The 18,350-nt window shown below is 68.5% G+C and carries 18 protein-coding genes; 7 read left to right on the top strand and 11 right to left on the bottom strand.

From position 1 onward, the window contains the following. The first annotated feature begins 2 nt into the window (after positions 1-2). Both AA983_RS02315 and AA983_RS02310 read left to right on the top strand, forming a co-directional pair. Complete coding sequence (locus AA983_RS02315) at positions 3-785, top strand: ParA family protein (RefSeq protein ID WP_047310578.1); 783 nt, start codon at positions 3-5, stop codon at positions 783-785. A 232-nt stretch (positions 786-1,017) separates the two neighbouring features. Then, entirely contained in the window at positions 1,018-1,659 is a 642-nt protein-coding gene (locus tag AA983_RS02310) for an RNA polymerase sigma factor (RefSeq protein WP_082128628.1), read from the top strand. A 375-nt stretch (positions 1,660-2,034) separates the two neighbouring features. Here AA983_RS02310 and AA983_RS02305 read toward each other — a convergent pair whose 3' ends face one another. From AA983_RS02305 to AA983_RS15345, 3 genes are all read right to left on the bottom strand, one after another. Continuing rightward, the gene (locus AA983_RS02305) at positions 2,035-2,637 is read right to left on the bottom strand and encodes a hypothetical protein (RefSeq protein ID WP_047310577.1); all 603 of its coding nucleotides are present in this window, start codon (positions 2,635-2,637) and stop codon (positions 2,035-2,037) included. Between the two features lie 112 nt (positions 2,638-2,749). Then, a complete protein-coding gene (locus AA983_RS02300) occupies positions 2,750-3,358 on the bottom strand; it encodes a nucleoside/nucleotide kinase family protein (protein ID WP_255352612.1) in 609 nt (202 codons plus the stop codon). 38 nt (positions 3,359-3,396) lie between these two features. Further along, positions 3,397-3,723 carry a hypothetical protein gene (locus AA983_RS15345; protein ID WP_156170129.1) on the bottom strand — a complete coding sequence of 109 codons (327 nt, stop codon included), beginning with the start codon at positions 3,721-3,723 and terminating at the stop codon, positions 3,397-3,399. An 85-nt stretch (positions 3,724-3,808) separates the two neighbouring features. On the opposite strand from AA983_RS15345, the gene AA983_RS02295 reads away from it, so the two are divergent. Further along, complete coding sequence (locus AA983_RS02295) at positions 3,809-4,273, top strand: hypothetical protein (protein WP_047310576.1); 465 nt, start codon at positions 3,809-3,811, stop codon at positions 4,271-4,273. A 91-nt stretch (positions 4,274-4,364) separates the two neighbouring features. Here AA983_RS02295 and AA983_RS02290 read toward each other — a convergent pair whose 3' ends face one another. Further along, a complete protein-coding gene (locus AA983_RS02290; protein ID WP_156170128.1) occupies positions 4,365-6,188 on the bottom strand; it encodes a phosphoenolpyruvate carboxykinase (GTP) in 1,824 nt (607 codons plus the stop codon). Positions 6,189-6,752: 564 nt separating this feature from the next. On the opposite strand from AA983_RS02290, the gene AA983_RS02285 reads away from it, so the two are divergent. Next, positions 6,753-7,694: an endonuclease domain-containing protein gene (locus AA983_RS02285; protein ID WP_047310574.1), complete on the top strand. Its 942-nt coding sequence runs from the start codon at positions 6,753-6,755 to the stop codon at positions 7,692-7,694. 72 nt (positions 7,695-7,766) lie between these two features. On the opposite strand, the gene AA983_RS02280 is transcribed toward AA983_RS02285, so the two are convergent. The 6 genes from AA983_RS02280 to AA983_RS02255 all read right to left on the bottom strand — a co-directional run bounded on the left by AA983_RS02280 (position 7,767) and on the right by AA983_RS02255 (position 14,283). Further along, complete coding sequence (locus AA983_RS02280; protein WP_047310573.1) at positions 7,767-8,672, bottom strand: aminoglycoside phosphotransferase family protein; 906 nt, start codon at positions 8,670-8,672, stop codon at positions 7,767-7,769. A gap of 71 nt (positions 8,673-8,743) precedes the next feature. Beyond that, the gene (locus tag AA983_RS02275) at positions 8,744-9,796 is read right to left on the bottom strand and encodes an SAM-dependent methyltransferase (RefSeq protein ID WP_231579500.1); all 1,053 of its coding nucleotides are present in this window, start codon (positions 9,794-9,796) and stop codon (positions 8,744-8,746) included. An 83-nt stretch (positions 9,797-9,879) separates the two neighbouring features. Next, positions 9,880-11,379 carry an amino acid permease gene (locus AA983_RS02270; protein WP_047310572.1) on the bottom strand — a complete coding sequence of 500 codons (1,500 nt, stop codon included), beginning with the start codon at positions 11,377-11,379 and terminating at the stop codon, positions 9,880-9,882. Positions 11,380-11,740: 361 nt separating this feature from the next. Next, positions 11,741-11,914 carry a CsbD family protein gene (locus AA983_RS02265; protein ID WP_047310571.1) on the bottom strand — a complete coding sequence of 58 codons (174 nt, stop codon included), beginning with the start codon at positions 11,912-11,914 and terminating at the stop codon, positions 11,741-11,743. A gap of 80 nt (positions 11,915-11,994) precedes the next feature. Further along, complete coding sequence (locus tag AA983_RS02260) at positions 11,995-13,377, bottom strand: ABC-F family ATP-binding cassette domain-containing protein (RefSeq protein ID WP_047310570.1); 1,383 nt, start codon at positions 13,375-13,377, stop codon at positions 11,995-11,997. Positions 13,378-13,458: 81 nt separating this feature from the next. Continuing rightward, positions 13,459-14,283: a rhodanese-like domain-containing protein gene (locus AA983_RS02255; RefSeq protein ID WP_231579499.1), complete on the bottom strand. Its 825-nt coding sequence runs from the start codon at positions 14,281-14,283 to the stop codon at positions 13,459-13,461. Positions 14,284-14,431: 148 nt separating this feature from the next. On the opposite strand from AA983_RS02255, the gene AA983_RS02250 reads away from it, so the two are divergent. Then, positions 14,432-15,169 carry a hypothetical protein gene (locus tag AA983_RS02250; protein ID WP_047310569.1) on the top strand — a complete coding sequence of 246 codons (738 nt, stop codon included), beginning with the start codon at positions 14,432-14,434 and terminating at the stop codon, positions 15,167-15,169. A gap of 73 nt (positions 15,170-15,242) precedes the next feature. Here the strand turns inward: AA983_RS02250 and AA983_RS02245 are convergent, their stop codons facing one another. Then, positions 15,243-15,899 (bottom strand): histidine phosphatase family protein, encoded by a 657-nt coding sequence (locus AA983_RS02245; protein WP_047310568.1) that lies wholly within the window; start codon positions 15,897-15,899, stop codon positions 15,243-15,245. 93 nt (positions 15,900-15,992) lie between these two features. Between AA983_RS02245 and AA983_RS02240 the strand changes: the two genes are divergently transcribed. Together AA983_RS02240 and AA983_RS02235 are read left to right on the top strand one after the other, a co-directional pair. Then, on the top strand, positions 15,993-16,895 hold the full coding sequence (locus AA983_RS02240) for a hypothetical protein (protein WP_052946788.1): 903 nt from the start codon (positions 15,993-15,995) through the stop codon (positions 16,893-16,895). Positions 16,896-16,984: 89 nt separating this feature from the next. After that, a complete protein-coding gene (locus AA983_RS02235; protein ID WP_047310567.1) occupies positions 16,985-18,325 on the top strand; it encodes a cytochrome P450 in 1,341 nt (446 codons plus the stop codon). Positions 18,326-18,350: the final 25 nt, after the last annotated feature.

Here is an 18,350-nt window from a genome sequence, read left to right as displayed (position 1 = left end):
CCATGGTCGTCATCAGCGTGTGCAGCCTCAAGGGCGGGGTGGGTAAGACCTCCGTCGTCCTCGGGCTCGCCGACGCCGCGATGCGCAAGGGGCTCGCGACGCTCGTCGTCGACCTCGACCCGCAGGGTGACGCCACCTATGCCCTCGGTGCCAAGGCCACCGGCAGTGCGAGTGGTGACGTGCTGGAAAGCCCGAAGCGCAAGGTGCTCGAGCAGACGATCGTCGCCTCGGGCTGGGAGGGTGCGGGGGAGCTTCACGTCCTGCCCGGTGCCCCGTCGACCGCAGCGCTCGATCGCCCGGACGCCCAAGGGGAGAGCCTCCACACGCTGCGCAAGGCGCTCGGCAAGCTCGACTACGATCTCGTCCTCATCGATGCACCGCCGTCGCTGTCCGGCCTGACGCGCAGCGCGCTCGTCGCGAGCGACCGCGCCATCGTTGTCGCCGAACCGGGGGCGTTCGCCGTCAATGCTGCGAACCGACTCTTCGCCGCGATCGACGACCTGCGTCGACGTGAGGCGGGCGGGCTGCAACCGCTCGGCATCGTCGTCAACCGGTTCCGTCCATCGGTCCGCGAACACGCCGAACAGGTGAAGGTACTGGAGCGGACCTTCGGGCCACTCGTCCTCTCACCTGTCCTGGCGGATCGGGCTGTGGTTCAGCGGGCTCAGGGAGCACGCCAGCCTCTCAGCGCCATCGCCGGATCGGCTCCGATGACGGACGCTTACGCTGCGCTGCTGTCACGCATCGGACGCACGGCCAAGGCCCTTCGCCGGCACACGTCCTGAGCCACCTCGGGCATAGGTCGTCAGGTGACATGCAACCTGTCGGTCCGGTGTGCGTCTTTCTGTCATGAGGACGATCGACCGCGCGGGCCAGGCACCCGCTTGCGCGGACACTTGGGTCGATCGGCTTGCCCCGGCCCGCGTTCCTCGCCGACACTGGATGATGGGGCATCGTCCGAATCGCCCTGCAGAACATCGGCTTCGGCATCTGCCGTGTGATGAGGGGAGCGGGTGCATGACTTTCGTCCATGCAGCGCTTCCGATTCCCCCGGCGCCCTGGTGGGCCATCTCGGAAGGGGCGCGAAGCGCTCGTTCGGAGCGCGCTGCGTCGACCGGTGACGACGCGACCTCGGGGGCGAACACGTCCTCGCAGGGCTCTCCCCCGGACGAGGTCGACCTCGACGCCCTGTACGTCAGTTCGTACCACGACATGGTGCGTCTGGCTCGTCAGCTCGTCGACGACATCGAGTCGGCGCAGGACGTCGTGCACGACGCCTTCCTCGGTCTGCACCGCAACGTCGACTCCCTCGAATCGCCCGCGAACGCCCGCGCGTACCTGCGTGCGTCCGTGCTCAACCACGCCCGCTCGGCGCTACGGCGTCGCCGCACCGCCCGCGAGTACGCCGCTGCTGCCGAACCCGAGGCCGGGCCCGGCTCCGACGAGCCCGTTCTTCTGGCCGACGAGCACCAGCAGGTGCTCGGCCACCTCGACGCGTTGCCCACCCGCATGCGCGAGGTTCTCGTGCTGCGGTACTGGGAGGGGCTGAGCGAGGTCGAGATCGCGTCGACCCTCGGGATCAGCCAGGGCACGGTGAAGTCGCAAGCCTCACGCGCCATGGCCAAGCTCGCCCAAGCGATGCGAGACGCCGATGGCTGATCTTCGACCCGACGCGTTCGCCGCCCTCGAGCAACAGTTGCGTGATGCGCTGTCCGCTCGGGCCGCAACCGTCACTCCGTCCGCCCTCGACGCCGGTAAGGCCGAGGCTTTGCGCGAGGCGCTGAACGACCCGTCCGGGGCCGCCGCCGGATCCGGTGCGGCCGGAGCGCCGGGCGCCGGCGGAACGGTGAGCACTTGGGCCGCCGGCGCCGCGCTCGTGGGCCTTGCCGCAACCGTGGCGGCCGGCGTCGTCCTGCTGGACGACGGTGCCGCCTCGAGTTCCCGTGGACCGAACTCCTCCTCGAGTGCGCCGGCCGATCCGTCGTCGTCCTCCACGGACACTCCCACCGCGTCGTCGACGGCGTCCGCGACGAGTCAGCCGACCTCGACGTCCACCTGGGCGACGAGCGCCCCCCGCGCGAACGAGCGCGCCGCCTCCGAGCGAGGGAACAACGGCCCAGTCGTTCCGTCGGGCTCCTCCGCGGTCACCCTGCCGCGCCTGCCAGGCTTGCCGTCGGCAGGCGGATCCCCGTTGCGCACAACGATGCCGGGCGCCGCAACGCCGACGGGTTCGGCCACCGTGCCGACGTCCGCGCTGCCGCCGGTGCCGTCCGGTTCGGCGACGGCTCCCGCACCGGGCACTTCGACGTCGCAGGCTCCCACGTCGACCGCTCCCGCACCGTCGGATTCGTCGAGGAGCGGACCGAGCACGACGCAACCGACGTCGCCGACCACCGAACCCACGTCGAACCCGACGACGCCGACGAGCGAACCGAGCACGGAACCCACGACGCCGACGAGCGAACCGTCGCAGCCGACGACGTCGAACCCGACCACGCCGACCACCGAGCCGACGCGTCCGTCGGAACCGACGAGCCCCTCGCCGTCGACTCCGACGAGTGAGCCGACGCAGCCGACACCGTCACCCACGTCGCCGACGACCACACCGACCCCGCCGACGACGTCCTGGCCCAGCACATGCGTGCCCTTTGGCTTGCGTGACCTGCTGGGTGACCCGAAGAACGGGCACTCGGTGTGGTGGACGGATCTGCTCGGGATCCGCTGGCACCTGTGGTGTTCCAAGGGGTGATCAGCCCGGGTCGACCTCCAGGACGGTGAGCCCCGCCCGCGCGACCATGTTGTGCTCGATGCGGCGGGCGTTCGTCTCGTCCGAGCCGAGAGCGTGCGCTCGAGCGTCCTCCGTGCTGCGCCCGTAGCGCTCGTGACGTTCCACGAGTCGGGTGCGGCGAGTCGATTCGTCGGGCGTCAGGACCCATGCGGTGTCGAAGAAGTCGGCGATGTTGCGCCACGGGTGCTCGTCGAGCAGCAGGTAGTTGCCCTCGACGACGACGAGACGGTGTTCGGGGCGAATCTCGACGGCGCCGGTGACGGCGTCCTCGATCTCGCGCCGGAACTCGGGCGCCCAAACGGACGGATCCCCGGGCCGCTGCCCCGCGATACGGGCCACCAGGGCGACGAAGCCTTCGGCGTCGAACGTCTGGGGTGCTCCCTTGACCTGCGCGAGGCCGAGTCGTTCCAGTGTTCGGTGCGCGAGATGCCAGCCGTCCATCGGGACGACGATCGCCGACACGTCGCGGTTCTGCGCTTCCGCGAGCAGGAGCTCGCAGACGGTGGACTTGCCTGCGCCGGGTGCGCCTGCCACAGCGAGGACGAGCCGGTCGTGCGGTGACGCGTGCAGCGCCGAGAAGAGCCCCTCGCGGGCCTCGGCGAACGTGATCAGTTGATCGTCACCTTCTGCGTCGAGGACTTGCTCACCGGGCCCGAGTCGCCGCAGAAGTACGTGGTGGTCGTGACGGTGTACGTCCCCGCGGCCGCGTAGGTGTGGCTCTGCGTCGGCAACGTGTCGGCGAATGCAGCGAGGGGCGACTTCGGTGCGCACTGGAGCGCGCCGAGGTCGGCGCCGTCCATGTCGCTGCCGTCACCGAAGTCGATCGTGACGCCACGGCTGTTCGGCGCCGCGATGACCGCGTTGTTGAGCTGCGAACGGTAGAGGTGCTGCTTGCCCGACGCGCTGTACGTGTAGGAGAGGGTACGACCGTTCACCGACGTCACGAGACTCTGGGTGGCGACGGCTGCGCCCGTCTGAGGGCCCCCGTCAGGAGTGGTGAGGTGTACAGACGACACGGGGGTGTTCTCCAGTGCGGACTTCTTCACCTGCGTCGGGGTGGGCGCCTTCCCCTGTGCTGTGGACGGCGAGACGGACACGTGTCTCACGGCGGAGGGCTGCGAGGAGCTCGATGGGGTGGCCGTGCTCTCGCCCGAGGTGGAGCTCGCCGCGGCGGACGACTGCGTCGAGCCCGATGAGTTGGTGCTCGTGCCGGTGGAACTGCTCGTCGAGGACGACTGCCCGGCCCCCGAGGTGGCGCTCGAGGCCGAAACGGACGTCGAGGTCGCGGAGGACTGCCCCTCGGCGTCGGGTGAGGAATTGCCGCAGGCCACGAGAGCGAGCGGCAGCGCGAGGGCGGCGGCGGTCAGGGCGAACGAGCGTGACATCGGTTACCTCGGGGAACGGGGACGTGCGGTTGACTTCGAGCGTACGGGGCGTACCTGCGAACTGCCCGTAGGACGCTCGGTGGGCGGACGGCGGAGATGACGCAACCTCCCGCTCGCGAGCAGCGAACGGGAGGTTGCGTGACCGACGACGGTCAAGTGACGGTCGGCCGGGACCGCCACGTCTGATGGGCTCAGGCGCCGAGGCGCTCCTTGAGGCCGTCGAGCTCGACCTGAAGCTGAACCGGGAGCTGGTCGCCGAACTTGGCGAACCACTCCTCGATCTGCGGGATCTCGGCCTTCCACTCCTCGACGTCGACCGCGAGGGCGGCCTCGAGCTCGGCGTCCGTCATGTCGAGGCCCTCGACGTCGAGCGACTCCGGCGTCGGAACGTGACCGATCGGGGTCTCGACCGCTGCGGCCTTGCCCTCGATGCGCTCGATGATCCACTTGAGGACGCGGCTGTTCTCGGAGAAGCCGGGCCACAGGAAGTCACCGTTGTCGTCACGGCGGAACCAGTTGACGTAGAAGATCGCGGGCAGCTTGCTCGCGTCCGCGTCCTTGCCGACGTTCACCCAGTGCTGGAAGTAGTCGCCGGCGTTGTAGCCGATGAAGGGCAGCATGGCCATCGGGTCGCGGCGCACGACGCCGACCTGGCCGGTCGCGGCGGCCGTCGTCTCGGACGAGAGCGTGGCGCCCATGAAGGTGCCGTGCAGCCAGTCGCGAGCCTCGGTGACGAGCGGAACCGTCGTCTTGCGGCGGCCACCGAAGAGGATCGCCGAGATCGGCACACCCTGCGGGTCGTTGTACTCGTCGGCCAGGATGTCGCACTGCTCGATCGGAGTGCAGTAGCGGCTGTTCGGGTGGCTGGACAGCTCGTCGCTGTCGGGCGTCCAGGGGTTGCCCTTCCAGTCCGTGGCCTTGGCCGGCGGGTTCTCGAGACCCTCCCACCAGACGTCGCCGTCCTCGGTGAGCGCGACGTTCGTGAAGACGGAGTTGCCCTTGTTGATCGTCTTCATGGCGTTCGGGTTGGTGTGCTCGTTCGTGCCCGGCGCGACGCCGAAGAAGCCGAACTCCGGGTTGACGGCGTACAGGCGGCCGTCCTTGCCGAAACGCATCCAGGCGATGTCGTCGCCGAGGGTCTCGACCTTCCAGCCCGGAACGGTCGGCTTGAGCATGGCGAGGTTGGTCTTGCCGCAGGCGCTCGGGAAGGCCGCAGCGATGTAGTAGACCTGGTTCTCCGGGGAGATGAGCTTCAGGATGAGCATGTGCTCGGCCAGCCAGCCCTCGTCACGTGCCATGACCGAGGCGATGCGCAGCGAGTAGCACTTCTTGCCGAGCAGGGCGTTGCCGCCGTAGCCGGAGCCGAAGCTCCAGATCGTGCGCTCCTCGGGGAACTGCACGATGTACTTCTCGTCGTTGCACGGCCACGCGACGTCCTTCTCGCCGTCGGCGAGCGGGGCGCCGACCGAGTGCAGGGCCGGGACGTAGCGGGCGTCGTCACCGAGCTCCTCGATGCGGTCGAGGATCTTCGTGCCACAGCGGGCCATGACGCGCATCGACGCGACGACGTACTCGGAGTCGGTGATCTCGACACCGAACATCGGGTGCTCGGCCTCGAGGTGACCCATGACGAAGGGGATCACGTACATCGTGCGACCCTTCATGCAGCCCTTGTAGAGGCCACGCATGATGTCCTTCATCTCGTTCGGGTCCATCCAGTTGTTGGTGGGCCCGGCGTCCTTCTCGTCGACACTGCAGATGTAGGTGCGGTCCTCGACACGCGCGACGTCCTGCGGGGAGCTGGCGGCGTAGAACGAGTTCGGCTTGATGTCCTCGTTGAGGCGCGTGAACGTGCCCGTTTCGACGAGCTTGTCCGTGATCTGCTTCCACTCCTCGTCCGAACCCGTCACCCACTGGATGCGGTCGGGGGTGGTCATCTCGGCGACCTCGGCAACCCAGGCGGCAAGGCCCTTGTGCGTCGTGCCGCCGATCGTCTCGATGTCAGTCGTAGTCATTGGATCGGCCATCCTTTGTGCGAGCGGGCCCGAACGGGATCTCCGTTCGTCACCCGAGTCATCGCTGTCGTCGGTCGTCCCGGCGCGCAACCGAGTTCGAGGAGTCGAAGGGGAGCGCCCGGTGGGACTCCTCGAACGTACGGGTATCTCGACGTCGAAATATAAGTGGCCGAGGGTTTCAAGTTGTGACGTGGCTCACAAACGCATGGTGCGCTGTTGGGTTTCTGCCACCAATGTCGGAAATGTTCATTAACGGTTCGAGAATCGAACATTTACCGCCATCGACGTGACCTGCGGCACGGGGTGCCGAGGCACGACGACGGCTCCCGGGATGGGGTCGGGCGGCGAACCCCCGACGTTGGGGGTTTTGCAGCCGAACGGTGTGGTGTTGGCTGCGAAACTCACAACGTTGGGTGATTCGCCCTGAGAGCCGGTCTTGTCGGCATCCTCGTGGGCTGTGGATAACTTTCGCGGTGGTCGGCGCGAAATCGCGACGCTGGAGGTATGGCCCCTTCTGCTTCCGCCTCTTTCCCCTCGTCTGGAGCGCGTCCCTCGCGCCAGAGCGTGGTAGCTCGTCGACGTGCTGCCCTGGACAGGTTCGGCGCGCTCCCGTTCACCTCGGACGAGGCTCTCGCAGCAGGGCTGAGTCGGAGCGACCTCGACAGCGCGGACGTACGCCGTCTGTTCCGGGGTGTCTTCGTCGATGCCCGCGTGCAGGTGGGGCACGGGCTCCGCTGCGTCGCAGCGGTCCGACGGTGTGGTGAGGGCGCGCGGATCTCGCGACTCGATGCGGCGCTCCTGTGGGGTCTGCCGGTGCCGTGGTCCGAGGGCGTGTCGGTGAGCATCCCGGCGAGCCGGGACGTGCGCGGTGCGGGACTCGTCGTGCACCGTCACCTCCGAAACTCGAAGACGTCGAGCATTTGGGTTCCCTCGGTGCGGTTGCGGCTGCCGACGACGGCGCCGGTCGACCTCGTGCGTGAGTGTTTGCCCCGGCTGTCGCTCGTCGACGTCGTCGTGCTCGCGGACGCCGTTCTCAGGCTGCCCGGGGTGGAACCGGAGTCGGCGCGTGCGTCGTGGTCGTCCAGTGGTGCGGGGCCAGGGCGCGCACGAGACCTGGTGAGGCTCGTGGATGCCGGTGCCGAGTCGGCCATGGAGTCGCGGCTACGGGTCCTGCTTCTGTTGGCGGGGTTACCCCAGCCGGTCGCGCAGTTCGAGGTGGTGGCTTGCGGGCGTCGTCGAAGGCTGGATCTCGCGTACCCGGATCTCAAGATCGCGATCGAGTACGACGGGGACCACCACTACGTCACTGAGGCTCAGAAGCATGCGGACATCGAGCGCGAAATGTCCCTGCGCACCGAGGGGTGGGAGGTCATCCGCGTTGTGTCCCACGGCATCTACCGCGACCCGGCCGGAACGGTGAAGGCAGTCGCCGCGGCCCTGGAGCGCCGCGGCCGTTCGGTACGGCTGTCGGACGGTTGGCGCCCCCACTTCCGACAGATCGCGTAAAACCCCCGACCTTGGGGGTTTTGCAGCCGAAGGGATGCTGCGTGGCCGGAAAACTCCCAACGTTGGGCGATCTCAGCGCAGGCGGACCCCGACGTCGGCCGCGACGGCCTCGACCATGCGGGTGAGGCGGACCGTGCGTTCGGGCATCGAATCGCGGTACTCCGCGAGCGTCACGAGGCCCGGGCCCGGGAAGGCCCACGCGCGGGCGCGCGCCGTCGTGGCTTCGTCGGCTGCGGCGGCACGGGTGAACACGGCGCGTGCTGGAGCGTCGAACAGATCCCACGCGTAGAGCAGATCGACGGCAGGGTCGCCCACGCCGAGTGCGCCGAAGTCGATGACGCCGGCCAGGGTGCCGCCGTCCCTGACGAGGACGTTCTCGGCCGAAAGGTCGGTGTGCACCCAGGTCCGGGAGCCGGTCGCGGCCTCCACTTCCCGCAGGCGTGCCCAGGCCAGGCGCACCTGCGTCGGGTCGAAGAGGTCGCTCAGCGTGGCGGCGGCCTCGTCGACCCACGCGTCGGTGGCGTCGGTCACCGGATCGCCGCACCGGTAACCCCAACGCTCGGCGCCGCCGACCTCGCCGTCCGTGTCGACGGCGTGAAGCTCGGCGACGAACTCCCCGATTGACGACGCGAGCGACCGCTGCGCCGAAGCGTCGAGGTTCGTCGGAGTTCGACCCTCGATCCAGGTGACGACGGCCCAGTGTCGAGGGAATGTCTCGCTCGGCGTTCCGACGAACTCGACGCGCGGGATCGGCGTCCTGACGCCGGCTCCGAGCGTCGGCAGCCAGGTGATCTCGTTGCCCAGATCCGTGGCGTAGTCGTCGGAGCGTGGGAGGCGAAGTGCGAGGTGACCTCCAACGCGAAACACCCAGTTGCTGCTGCCGGAGGCCGGGCTCGGGCGCACGGCAAGCTGGGCGAGGTGCGGTGCCTGCTCGCGCAGGAGCTGAGTGGCCAGCGCGGCGTCGGGTGCAGAACTCATGGTGTCGGGAGTTTTACAGCCGGATCCTCGCGCGACGACCGATTTTCCCCAGCGTCGGGCGAGACGCAGCGTCAGGCGCGCAATGCGACGACGGTGATCTCGTGCCGGTTGTGCTGCAGCTGTCGGGCGAAGGTGATGTCGTACGCCTCGCTCAGCATGTTCATCGCCTCGTCGGCCTGCTTGACCGGGTTGTTCGTGCCCAACTTCAGCGTGACGATCGCCGTTGCGCCCGGGTTCAGCATGTCGGACGCCTCGAGCATCGTGTGGGCCGACAGCTGCGGGGGCATCCGCATGTCGTTGACGATGAGGTCGACCCGACGCGGGAAGGTAGCGACGAACTCCCCGGCCGTCGTCCGGTGGTGTTCCACGCCGCCCAGGTCGAGCACGCGCTGGTCGAGACCGGCCGGGTCGACGGCGTGCACGTGGCCGTACCCGCGCGAACGCAGGATGCGTGTCCACCCGCCAGGGCTGGCGCCGAGGTCGACGGCCACGTCCCCCTCGGGCAGGTCGATGTGGGTGAACAGCTCCTCGAGCTTGAACTCCGCGCGGCTGACCTGCTCCTTGCGCGAGGCAAGACGGATGCGTCCACCCGCCCAGTCGGACAGGGCGTAGCGCGAGGGCGTGACACCCGTCGTCACCCGGTCCTCACCGAGGCAGACCGACAACGCGAGGTCGGCGCCGCTGGGCACGACCCGGACGCCCTCGTCCATGAGCATCTCGAGGAGGGGCCGACGCACCTTCCCCGGCGCCCACGGGCCCTGCCCCGAATCCCATGTGTGCAGGGAGACGGCCGAACCGGGCGTGTACTCGCCGGAGTCGGCCAGTGCCTCGAGGCGCGTGGCGATGCCGTCGAAGGCCCACTCGGCGATCTCCTCGGCGTCCTCGTGCTCGAGGGACTTCGTCGTCGCGTGCTTCTCGACGGCGGCGAAGTGCTTGCAGAAGCGCAGGTAGCCGGACGAGGCGAGTTCGTGAAGTCGCTCGATGCCGCCGTTCTTCAACTGGACGAAGCCCGCGTCCTCACCCACGCGCGTCACCTTCTCCACGTCGGCCTCGCGGCGTAGTTCGACGACGGCGAAGCGGTAGTAGTCGGCGGTCGTGGAGAACAGGACGGGAAGGTCGATCACGTCACTCAGTCTAGGCGTGAGGACGCGTACGGCCGCCGCCCCGGGAAGGGGACGGCGGCCGCACGCGTGGAACGGGTGAGCGATCAGCTCGTGACGTACTCGTCACCGTCGTCGATGTCGTCGAAGACCGCGGCGTCGATGCGGTTGCGCACGAGGAACCAGCCGCCGACGAGCAGGAGTACGAGGATCGGGCCGCCGAAGCGAACGGCAGCGGCCGACTCGGGGCTGCTGTCCGTCGGGTCGATCGCGATGAGCACGAGAACCGCAGCGAGGAACACGAGCGCAATGATGTTGAGCACCGGCGCACCCTTGAGGCGGAAGTCCGGACGCTCCAGCTCGCCGCGCGCGGCCTTGCGGACCATCATCATGTGCGAGATGAGGATCATCGACCAGACGCCGATGATGCCGACGGTGGCGGCCTCGAGAGCGATCTCGAAGGCATGCGACGGCCACTTGAAGTTGATGACGACGCCGATCGCACCGAAGGCGGCCGTCGCCAGGATGGCGGCGTAGGGAACCTGGGTGCGGCTCATCTTTCCGAGGATGCGCGGCGCCGTACCGGCCACGGCCATCGAGCGCAGCACGCGGCCGGTCGAATACAGGCCCGAGTTCATCGACGACGCGACGGCCGAAATGAGGACGACGTTCATGATGTCTGCCATGCGCACGCCACCGACGTGGAAGCCCACGCGGTCGAGCACAGTGACGAAGGGTGACTCGCCCTGCTTGTACTGCGCGGTCGGCAGGAGGAAGCACAGAAGCGTGATGGTGCCCACGTAGAAGATGAGGATGCGCCACAGCACCGAGCGGACGGCCTTCGGCATGACCTCACGCGGGTTCTCGGTCTCACCGGCGGCGACGCCGATGAGCTCCATGGCGGCGTAGGCGAAGATGACGCCGGTCAGCAGTGTGAACATCGGCGAGACACCGTTGGGGAAGAAGCCCGAGTCGGTGATGTTGTGAACGCCGGCGCTGGCGGGCTTGCCGCCGCCCGAGAGGTCCTGGCCCACGATGATGAAGTAGATCGAGGCGAGCATGAACAGGATGATCGTGCCGACCTTGATGGCCGAGAACCAGAACTCCATCTCGCCGAACAGCTTGACGCCGATGAGGTTGATGGCCAGGGCGGTCACGAGAGCGATGGCGGCCCAGCCTCCCTGCGGAAGGGCGTCCTTGAGCGGGCTCCAGAAGATGAGGAAGCTCGCGATGACGGTGGAGTCGGCGATGAGCGTGAACGCCCAGTTGGTGAAGTGGAACCAACCCGCTGCGTACGCGCCCTTCTCGCCGATGAACTCGCGGCTGTAGGACACGAAGGCGCCCGAGGAGGGGCGGTAGAGCACCATCTCACCGAGCGCACGCACCACGATCATGGCGACGGCGCCACAGATGGCGTAGGCGAAGATGAGCGACGGGCCTGCGGAGTGCAGACGCCCGGCCGATCCCATGAAGAGGCCGGAGCCGATGGCGCCACCGATGCCGATCATCTGGATGTGGCGGTTCTTCAGGTGCTTGGCGTAGCCGGCGTCACCGGAGTCGCCGGTGCCGCGAGGTGCGGCGGGCGGCGCGTCGAGAGTCGAGGACATACGGAGCCTTTCAAGAGGAAGGGCCTTCCCGCTGACCCGTGACTCGAGTGGGCGGAAAAGTGCCGTGCGTCACTGTAGGGCTCGCTCAACTCCCGAAAAACGAGACGATTCTGGGTCGCTGCGACCAACCTGTGAGAGGGACTGCGCTGCAGCGGTATTCGACCTAACCAGAGGTGTGGCTCACAGCAAGATGAAATCGATCTGTGACCTGTGGAGCGCTTGGTAGACGACTACCGTCAGGTAATGCAGGTCACAATTCGATGCTCCTTCGCGGATCACGTGAGCCGGACACGGCAAGAGGCGCACCTCCCGAATCGGGAGATGCGCCTCTCGTACAAGCGGTGTCAGACACCGAGAACGATCAGTTCTTGAAAGCGTCCTTGATCTTCTCGCCGGCCTGCTTGAGGTTGGCGACGCCCTGGTCGCCCTTACCCTCGGCCTCGAGCTGCTCGTTGTCGGTCGCCTTGCCGTAGGCCTCCTTGGCCTGGCCGAACTTCTCGTCCTTGGCGTTGTCCAGCTTGTCGTCGAAACCCATTGCTGAACTCCTTTCACTCGATGACAGTTGCTTCGACCCTACTCCGGGCCCTTCGCCCTGGCCAGAGGTTTTGCACCGGCTCACCCGGGTAGGTGGAGCTCCAAGCGCTGACCGGTCCAGCGTCGGCGCAACATCCGGTCATGGCTCGCGACGACGACCACCCCGGGGTAGTCCGCCAGGGCACGCTCGATGTCTTCGGACAGGAGCAGGGAGAAGTGGTTGGTCGGCTCGTCGAGCAGCAGGACGTCGGGCGGCAGCGCCAACAGGACGGCGAGGTCCAGCCGACGCCGTTGCCCGACGCGCAGGCTGTTCACCGGCCGGGTCTCGTCGCGCCCGGCGATCAAACCGAACGTGGCCAGCGGACGCCTGGCAGCGAGTTCGGCGCCGACGAGTTGCTCGTACGTGTCGCGGACGCTGTCGTCACCGCTCACTTCGGCGTCCTGGCCGAGCAGGGCGACGCTCACGCGCGGGGCGACGGTGACGCTGCCGCCGTCGGGAGCGATGCGCCCCGCAAGAGCCTCGAGCAGTGTCGACTTGCCGCATCCGTTCGGGCCCTCGACGAGCAGACGCTCTCTGGCTGCGAGCGCGAGACTCGTCGGTCGTAACCGATCTCGGGCGGCGACGTTCGACGCCGTGACGAGCGCCCCGCTCGGCAATTCGCCGGCGCGGCGGGCTGCGGCGAGCGACCGATCCTCGTTGAACCGCAGGTGCTTCGGCGGTTTGCGCACCTGCTCGTTCTCGAGGCGCTCGAGGGCCGTGCGGGCATCGTTGACCCGGCGAGCGACGACGGTGGCATTGCGGTCGTGGCTCGCCATGAGCACCGGCCCCGGCCATGTGTGGAGCATGCGCGCGAGCAACTCGGCGCCGCGGTCGTCGAGGTGGTTCGTCGGCTCGTCGAGCAGGAGCGTCTCCGGTCGGCGCACGAGCATCCACGCGAGGGAGAAGCGGGCGAGTTGGCCCCCGGAGACCTCTCGTACAGGGCGCTCGCGGGGGATGTCGGCGATGCCGAGGCCCTCGACCAACTCGTCGATCGTGTGGTCGAGCTCCCACACGCCGCGGCGTTCGGCCTCGGCGAGGGCGAGCTCGAGTCGAGTACCCGCTCCGGGGTCGTCGGGGTGCGCGGCCAGGTGCTCACCGGCCGACGTCACCTCGTCGCCCAGAGCGCGCAGGGGCGCGGTGGCGTCCCGGAGCACCTCATCGGCGGTGAGATCGAGTGAGAACGGCGGCTCCTGGTGGAACAGGCCGACCTCGTCGGGCGCGCTCACCGTCCCCACGTCGGCGTCCTCGAGGCCCGCGACGATGCGCAGGAGCGTCGACTTGCCGGTGCCGTTCTCCCCGATGAGCGCGGCCCGTTCGCCCGCGGCGACGGCGAACGAGATGTCGGTCAGGACGCGGCGGTCGGGGTAGCTCTTCGAGATGCCGTCGAGACGAAGGTGTGTGCCGCGGGGTGGGTTCGGATGCATGGGCCCCCTCGGGTCCGGAAGCTCCCACCGTACGGGTGGGGCGCCGTCGCCGGCACCCGATTTTTCGCCGGGCTCAACCGGTCAGCGCGGCTCGTCGATCTCCTCGCGGGTGCGGCCGGTGTCGCGCAGCTTCGTGTCGAGGCTGACGCGCTCGTCGAAGACGAAACACTCACCGTCCCAGTCCTGCTCGGCGTCCGGCATCTGCTGGAAGTAGTTGAGGATGCCGCCCTGCAACTGGAAGACCTCGAGCCCCAGATCCTGCATCCAGGGGCTCGACTTCTCACAGCGGATGCCGCCCGTACAGTACATCGCGATCTTCGTGCCGTTCTCGCGCCACTCGTCAGCGTGGTCTTCGACGTAGTCGGCGAAGTCGCGGAAGTTCACGACGCCCGGATCGACGGCGTCACGGAAGCGGCCGACGCCGTATTCGAAGCTGTTGCGGTTGTCGAGGACGACGACGTCGTCGCGGCGGATGAGTTCACGCCACTGCTCGGGCGGCACGTCAGTCGCGTGCACGTCGTCCATGCGGTTCGGCATGTCGAGGCCGTCGACGCCGAGGGGCACGATCTCCTTCTTCGCCTTGACGAGCATGCGACGAAACGGCGGGCGCTCGAACGCCGTGCGCTTGACGACGATGCCGTCGAAAGCGTGAGCGACCGTCGCGTCGGCGCTCGCGGTCTCGAGGAAGGCATCGATCTGCTGCGGCGTGCCGGCCAGCATCCCGTTGACGCCTTCGGACGCGACGAGCACCGAACCGCTGAGCCCGTGGGTGAGTTCGCGCAGACGCGCCACGGCGGCGTCGACGTCGTCGAAGGCGGCGAACCGGTAGAACGCGATGTGGTCGCCGCTGGTGGGCAGGCCGCTCAACGTCGTCGGGTCGGGACGGCGATCACGCGTGCTGCTCATGTCGACCATTGTCGCGTACACCGCGCTCACAGCGCGGTGACGGGACGTTTGACAGCCTCGTCACAGCCTCGGGCCGTTCTCTCGGGCGGTGGGGGCAGCCTGCGTTGTGCGAGCTGCCCCTCAACTCCTCATGAGAGAAGGGAAGAAAATGTTGAACAACACGATGAAGATCGTGGCCGGCCTTGGCGCGGCGGGCACGCTGGCCGTTTCCGGAGCCGCGCTGGCGAACTCGCAGTCGCCGGCTCCCACGCCGTCCAGTTCCTCGAGCACGCAGGCTCAGTCCGGGGACGCGGGCAAGGGTGGCCCCGGCGGTCACCAGCACACCGAGGTGACCGGAGCGACGAAGACGAGCGTCGTCAACGCCGTCAAGGCCAAGGATGCCGCGGTCTCGATCGAGCGCGTCATGGCTGATCCGGACGGCTCGTACGACGTGCTGGGCACGAAGAGCGGTGCGAAGGTCATGGTCGAGGTGAGCAAGGACCTCAAGACGGTCGAGGTGCGCACCGGCGGTCCGGGCGGCCCCAGTGGGCGTGATGGGCGCGGCGGGCCCGGTGGTCACGACGGCAAGCAGCGCCCCGCCGACGTCACCGGCTCGACCCTGACGAGCGTCAAGAGCGCCGTGAAGGCGAAGGATGCTGCGGTCACCGTCGAGCACGCGTTCAAGACGCCCCAGGGTGGCTACGTCGCGCTCGGCACGAAGTCGGGCCAGCGCGTTGCCTACGCGGTGAGCGCGGACTTCAAGACCGTCACGCTCGACCCCCGCGGTCCGCGTGGAGGCCACAGCCCGCACGGCGAGCGCGGTCAGGGCGGGTCGACGCAGCAGTCACCGTCGGCGGGCCAGGGTTCGGCTTCCTCCTCGGCCTCGACGGGCGCTGTCAACTCCTGATTTCGCGGCATCCATCGGCTTCGGGGCCGAGCAGCGCCTCACGCGTGGCTCGGCCCCGAAGGAGTGGGAGCCCTCAGTCGTCGTCCTCGGCGTCCGCCGTGGGGTCGGAGGCACCCGCGTCGACGATGTTCGGGTCGTCCCACCCGACGAAGCGCCAGTCACACGGGCGTCCCTCGAGCGTCACGACCGCGGTGTTGAGCAGGCGCTTGTGCTCGGCGTCCTTGGGCGTGATGCCGGACGCCTGCGACGTCGCCCAGAGGCGGATGACGGCGCCGTGGCTGACGACGGCGACCGCTGCGTCGTCCGCGAGCCCTTCGACGGCGCGCGCGATGGCTGCCTCGTAGCGTTCGAGAACCGAGTGGCCGTCCGGGCCGCCGGGCATCCGCTCGTCGAGCTCGCCCTCGGACCAGTCGAAGACGGTCGTCAGGTAGGTCATGTGTGACTCGTGCGTCGTCATCATCTCGAGATCGCCGGCCCCCACTTCGCCGAAGCCCTCGTCCTGCAGAGGCTCGAGCGCCCGTGCGCGAGTGAGTGGCGCGGCCGTCAGAACGGCGCGGCGGTGCGCTGAGGAGACGACGCGATCGAGGGGTGTGCCGTCGAAGCGGCGCACGAGATCCTCGGCCTGGCGCATGCCGAGATCGGTGAGGCCGGCGCCGGGCAGTGCGGTGTCGAGGGCACCTGCGACGTTGTTCGGAGTCTGTCCGTGCCGAATGAGGTGCAGCGTGGTCATGCCCCGATTGAATCACCGCAGCCGGCACCCGCCGGGAGCGTGTCTCGCGGTCGAGAAGGTGCGGTGACGCCCGACCTTCGCCATGATGAAGCGATGAAGCCTTCCCCCGCCGTCTTGTGCCTCGTCTCCGTCCTCGGGCTGAGTGCCTGCAGCGGCGATCGTGGATCGGACGGTTCGAGGAACGGCGAGTCGAAGGCATCGACATCGAACTCAGGAACGTCGGCGAACTCCTCGCCGCAGCCGTTCAACGGAAAGACCTCGTGCACGGACGTCGTCTACGTCGGTGACTCGGTGAGTGTCGGCATGGTGAGCAAGGACCAGATTCCGAACCGGGCGGAGCGGCTCGAGGCGCGCTTCGCGAACGTCGGCGTCAAGAACCTGTACGTCAACGCCTCCGGCGGCCGGTCTGTCTTCGAGCGCTTCATGAACCGGCCCAACGTCATGGACGTGCTGACGCCGAAGCTCACCTCGACGTTCAAGGGCTGCTACGTCATCGCCACCGGCACGAACGACGCGGCGAACGACCACACCGGCAGCAACATGAAGATCCGCCAGCGCATCGACACCGTCATGAAGGCGACGAAGGGGCGGCCCGTGTTGTGGCCCCTGCCGGCGACGATCGCGACGAACGGGTCGTACAACGACGCGTACATGCGCGACATGGATGCTCAACTGCGCGACGCGACGAAGCGCTACCCCAATCTGCGTCTCTACGACTGGCGAGCCGAGCGCGAGGAGGAGTGGGTTGAGGGGGATCGGATCCACGACGACCGTCTCGGCTCGCGCTACCGTGCCGCGATGTACGCCAACGCCCTGGCCGTCGCGTTCCCCCAGGGGCGCCCGGCGAACCCGAGCACCGTCGTCGGCTCGGCGTGGGGCAAGAAGCCGTCGCCGGCGAACCGGCCGAAACTGCCGTCGGTCAAGGGGGACGCTGTGGCGTTCTGGGCCGGCGACAAGAAGGCGGTCGAGCTGTACGAGAGCGGTCGCAAACCCTGAGCCATCCGAAAGGGGAGTTGGCTGCGCGCCACTCACTACGTCGGTAGTGTGATCTGCGGCACAACTTCCGAGATCTGGTGGTGACGGTGATGACGACGACTGCAGAGCTCGTCAGTGGCGTGGTGACGAACAGGGTGAAGCCCCTCGTGCGCTGGGGCCTGACGCATGCGGTGCCGAGCCGCGTCCTCAAGGACGGAGCCGACAAGGGTGACCTCCAGGCGCGCCTCACGGTCGAGGCCCAGAACCTCTCGCCCGAGGAGATCGCCGAGCTGTTCAGCCAGATCCGCGCGCAGGGTCCGCTCGTGCGCAGCAAGTTTTCCTACGTCAGCGTTGACCACGCCGTCGTCAAGGAGGTGCTCAGCTCCACCCAGTTCCGCACCGGCTTCCCCGGTGACGACCGCCCGGCGATTTCGCGCCTCGTGCAGTGGGCACGGCGCGAGGGCCTGCACCCCGTGGAGCCGCCGTCGATGCTCGTCACCGACGGCGACGACCACACGCGCTACCGCAAGCTCGTCTCGCGGGTGTTCACCGCGCGCGCCGTCGAGGGGTTGCGCGAGCGGACGGAGGCAATCGCTGCCGACCTGCTCGACGAACTCGCGGCCAGAGGCGGGCCGGTCGACCTCGTCGCCGCCTACTGCGAGAAGCTGCCGGTCGCCGTCATCTCGGAGATCCTCGGCGTTCCCGAGAGCGAGCGGGCCAACGTCCTGCGCATGGGCGGACATGCCGCAGCGAGCCTGGACCTCGGCATCGACTGGTCGACGTTCCGCACCGTCGACGGCGCCCTCGACGAGTTCGACGAATGGCTCGGAAAGCACTTCGACCACCTGCGCGCCAACCCCGGTGACGACCTGTTCTCGACGCTGCTGCACGCCACGGACGACGAGGGGCGCCTCAGCGAGCGTGAGCTCAAGGCCACCGCCGGCCTCGTGCTCGCCGCCGGGTTCGAGACCACCGTCAACCTGCTGAGCAACGCCATCCGGCTGCTCGTCGAGCACCCCGAGCAGTTGGCGGGCCTGCGAGCCGACCCGTCCGGTTGGGGCAACGCCGTCGACGAGGCACTGCGCTACGACCCGCCCGTACTGCTCACCGGCCGCTCGGCGGCCGAAGACACCGAGGTGGCCGGACAGCGCGTGGGTGAGGGCTCGATGACGACGCTCGTGCTCGCCGGCGCGAACCGCGACCCGCAGGTCTTCGACAACCCCGACGCCTTCGACGTCGCGCGCGAGAACGCCCGCGACCACCTGTCCTTCTCCGCGGGCCGGCACTTCTGCCTCGGAGCGGCGCTCGCGCGCATGGAGGGGGAGGTGGGCCTGCGTGCCTTCTTCGACCGCTTCGACGTCGAGTTGCTTCCCGGGGCGGGCCGCCGACCGACACGCATTCTGCGCGGGTACGAGACGCTTCCCGCCCGCCTCGTGCAGCGCTCGAACTGAGTGGCTCCGAGGCGTTGTCGCAGCC

Source organism: Dermacoccus sp. PE3, from assembly GCF_001021715.1.
In the GTDB taxonomy this organism is placed as follows: Bacteria; Actinomycetota; Actinomycetes; order Actinomycetales; family Dermatophilaceae; genus Dermacoccus; species Dermacoccus abyssi.
The sequence above is the reverse complement of the archived record's forward strand: the minus strand, read 5'-3'. Positions and strand labels throughout refer to the sequence as shown.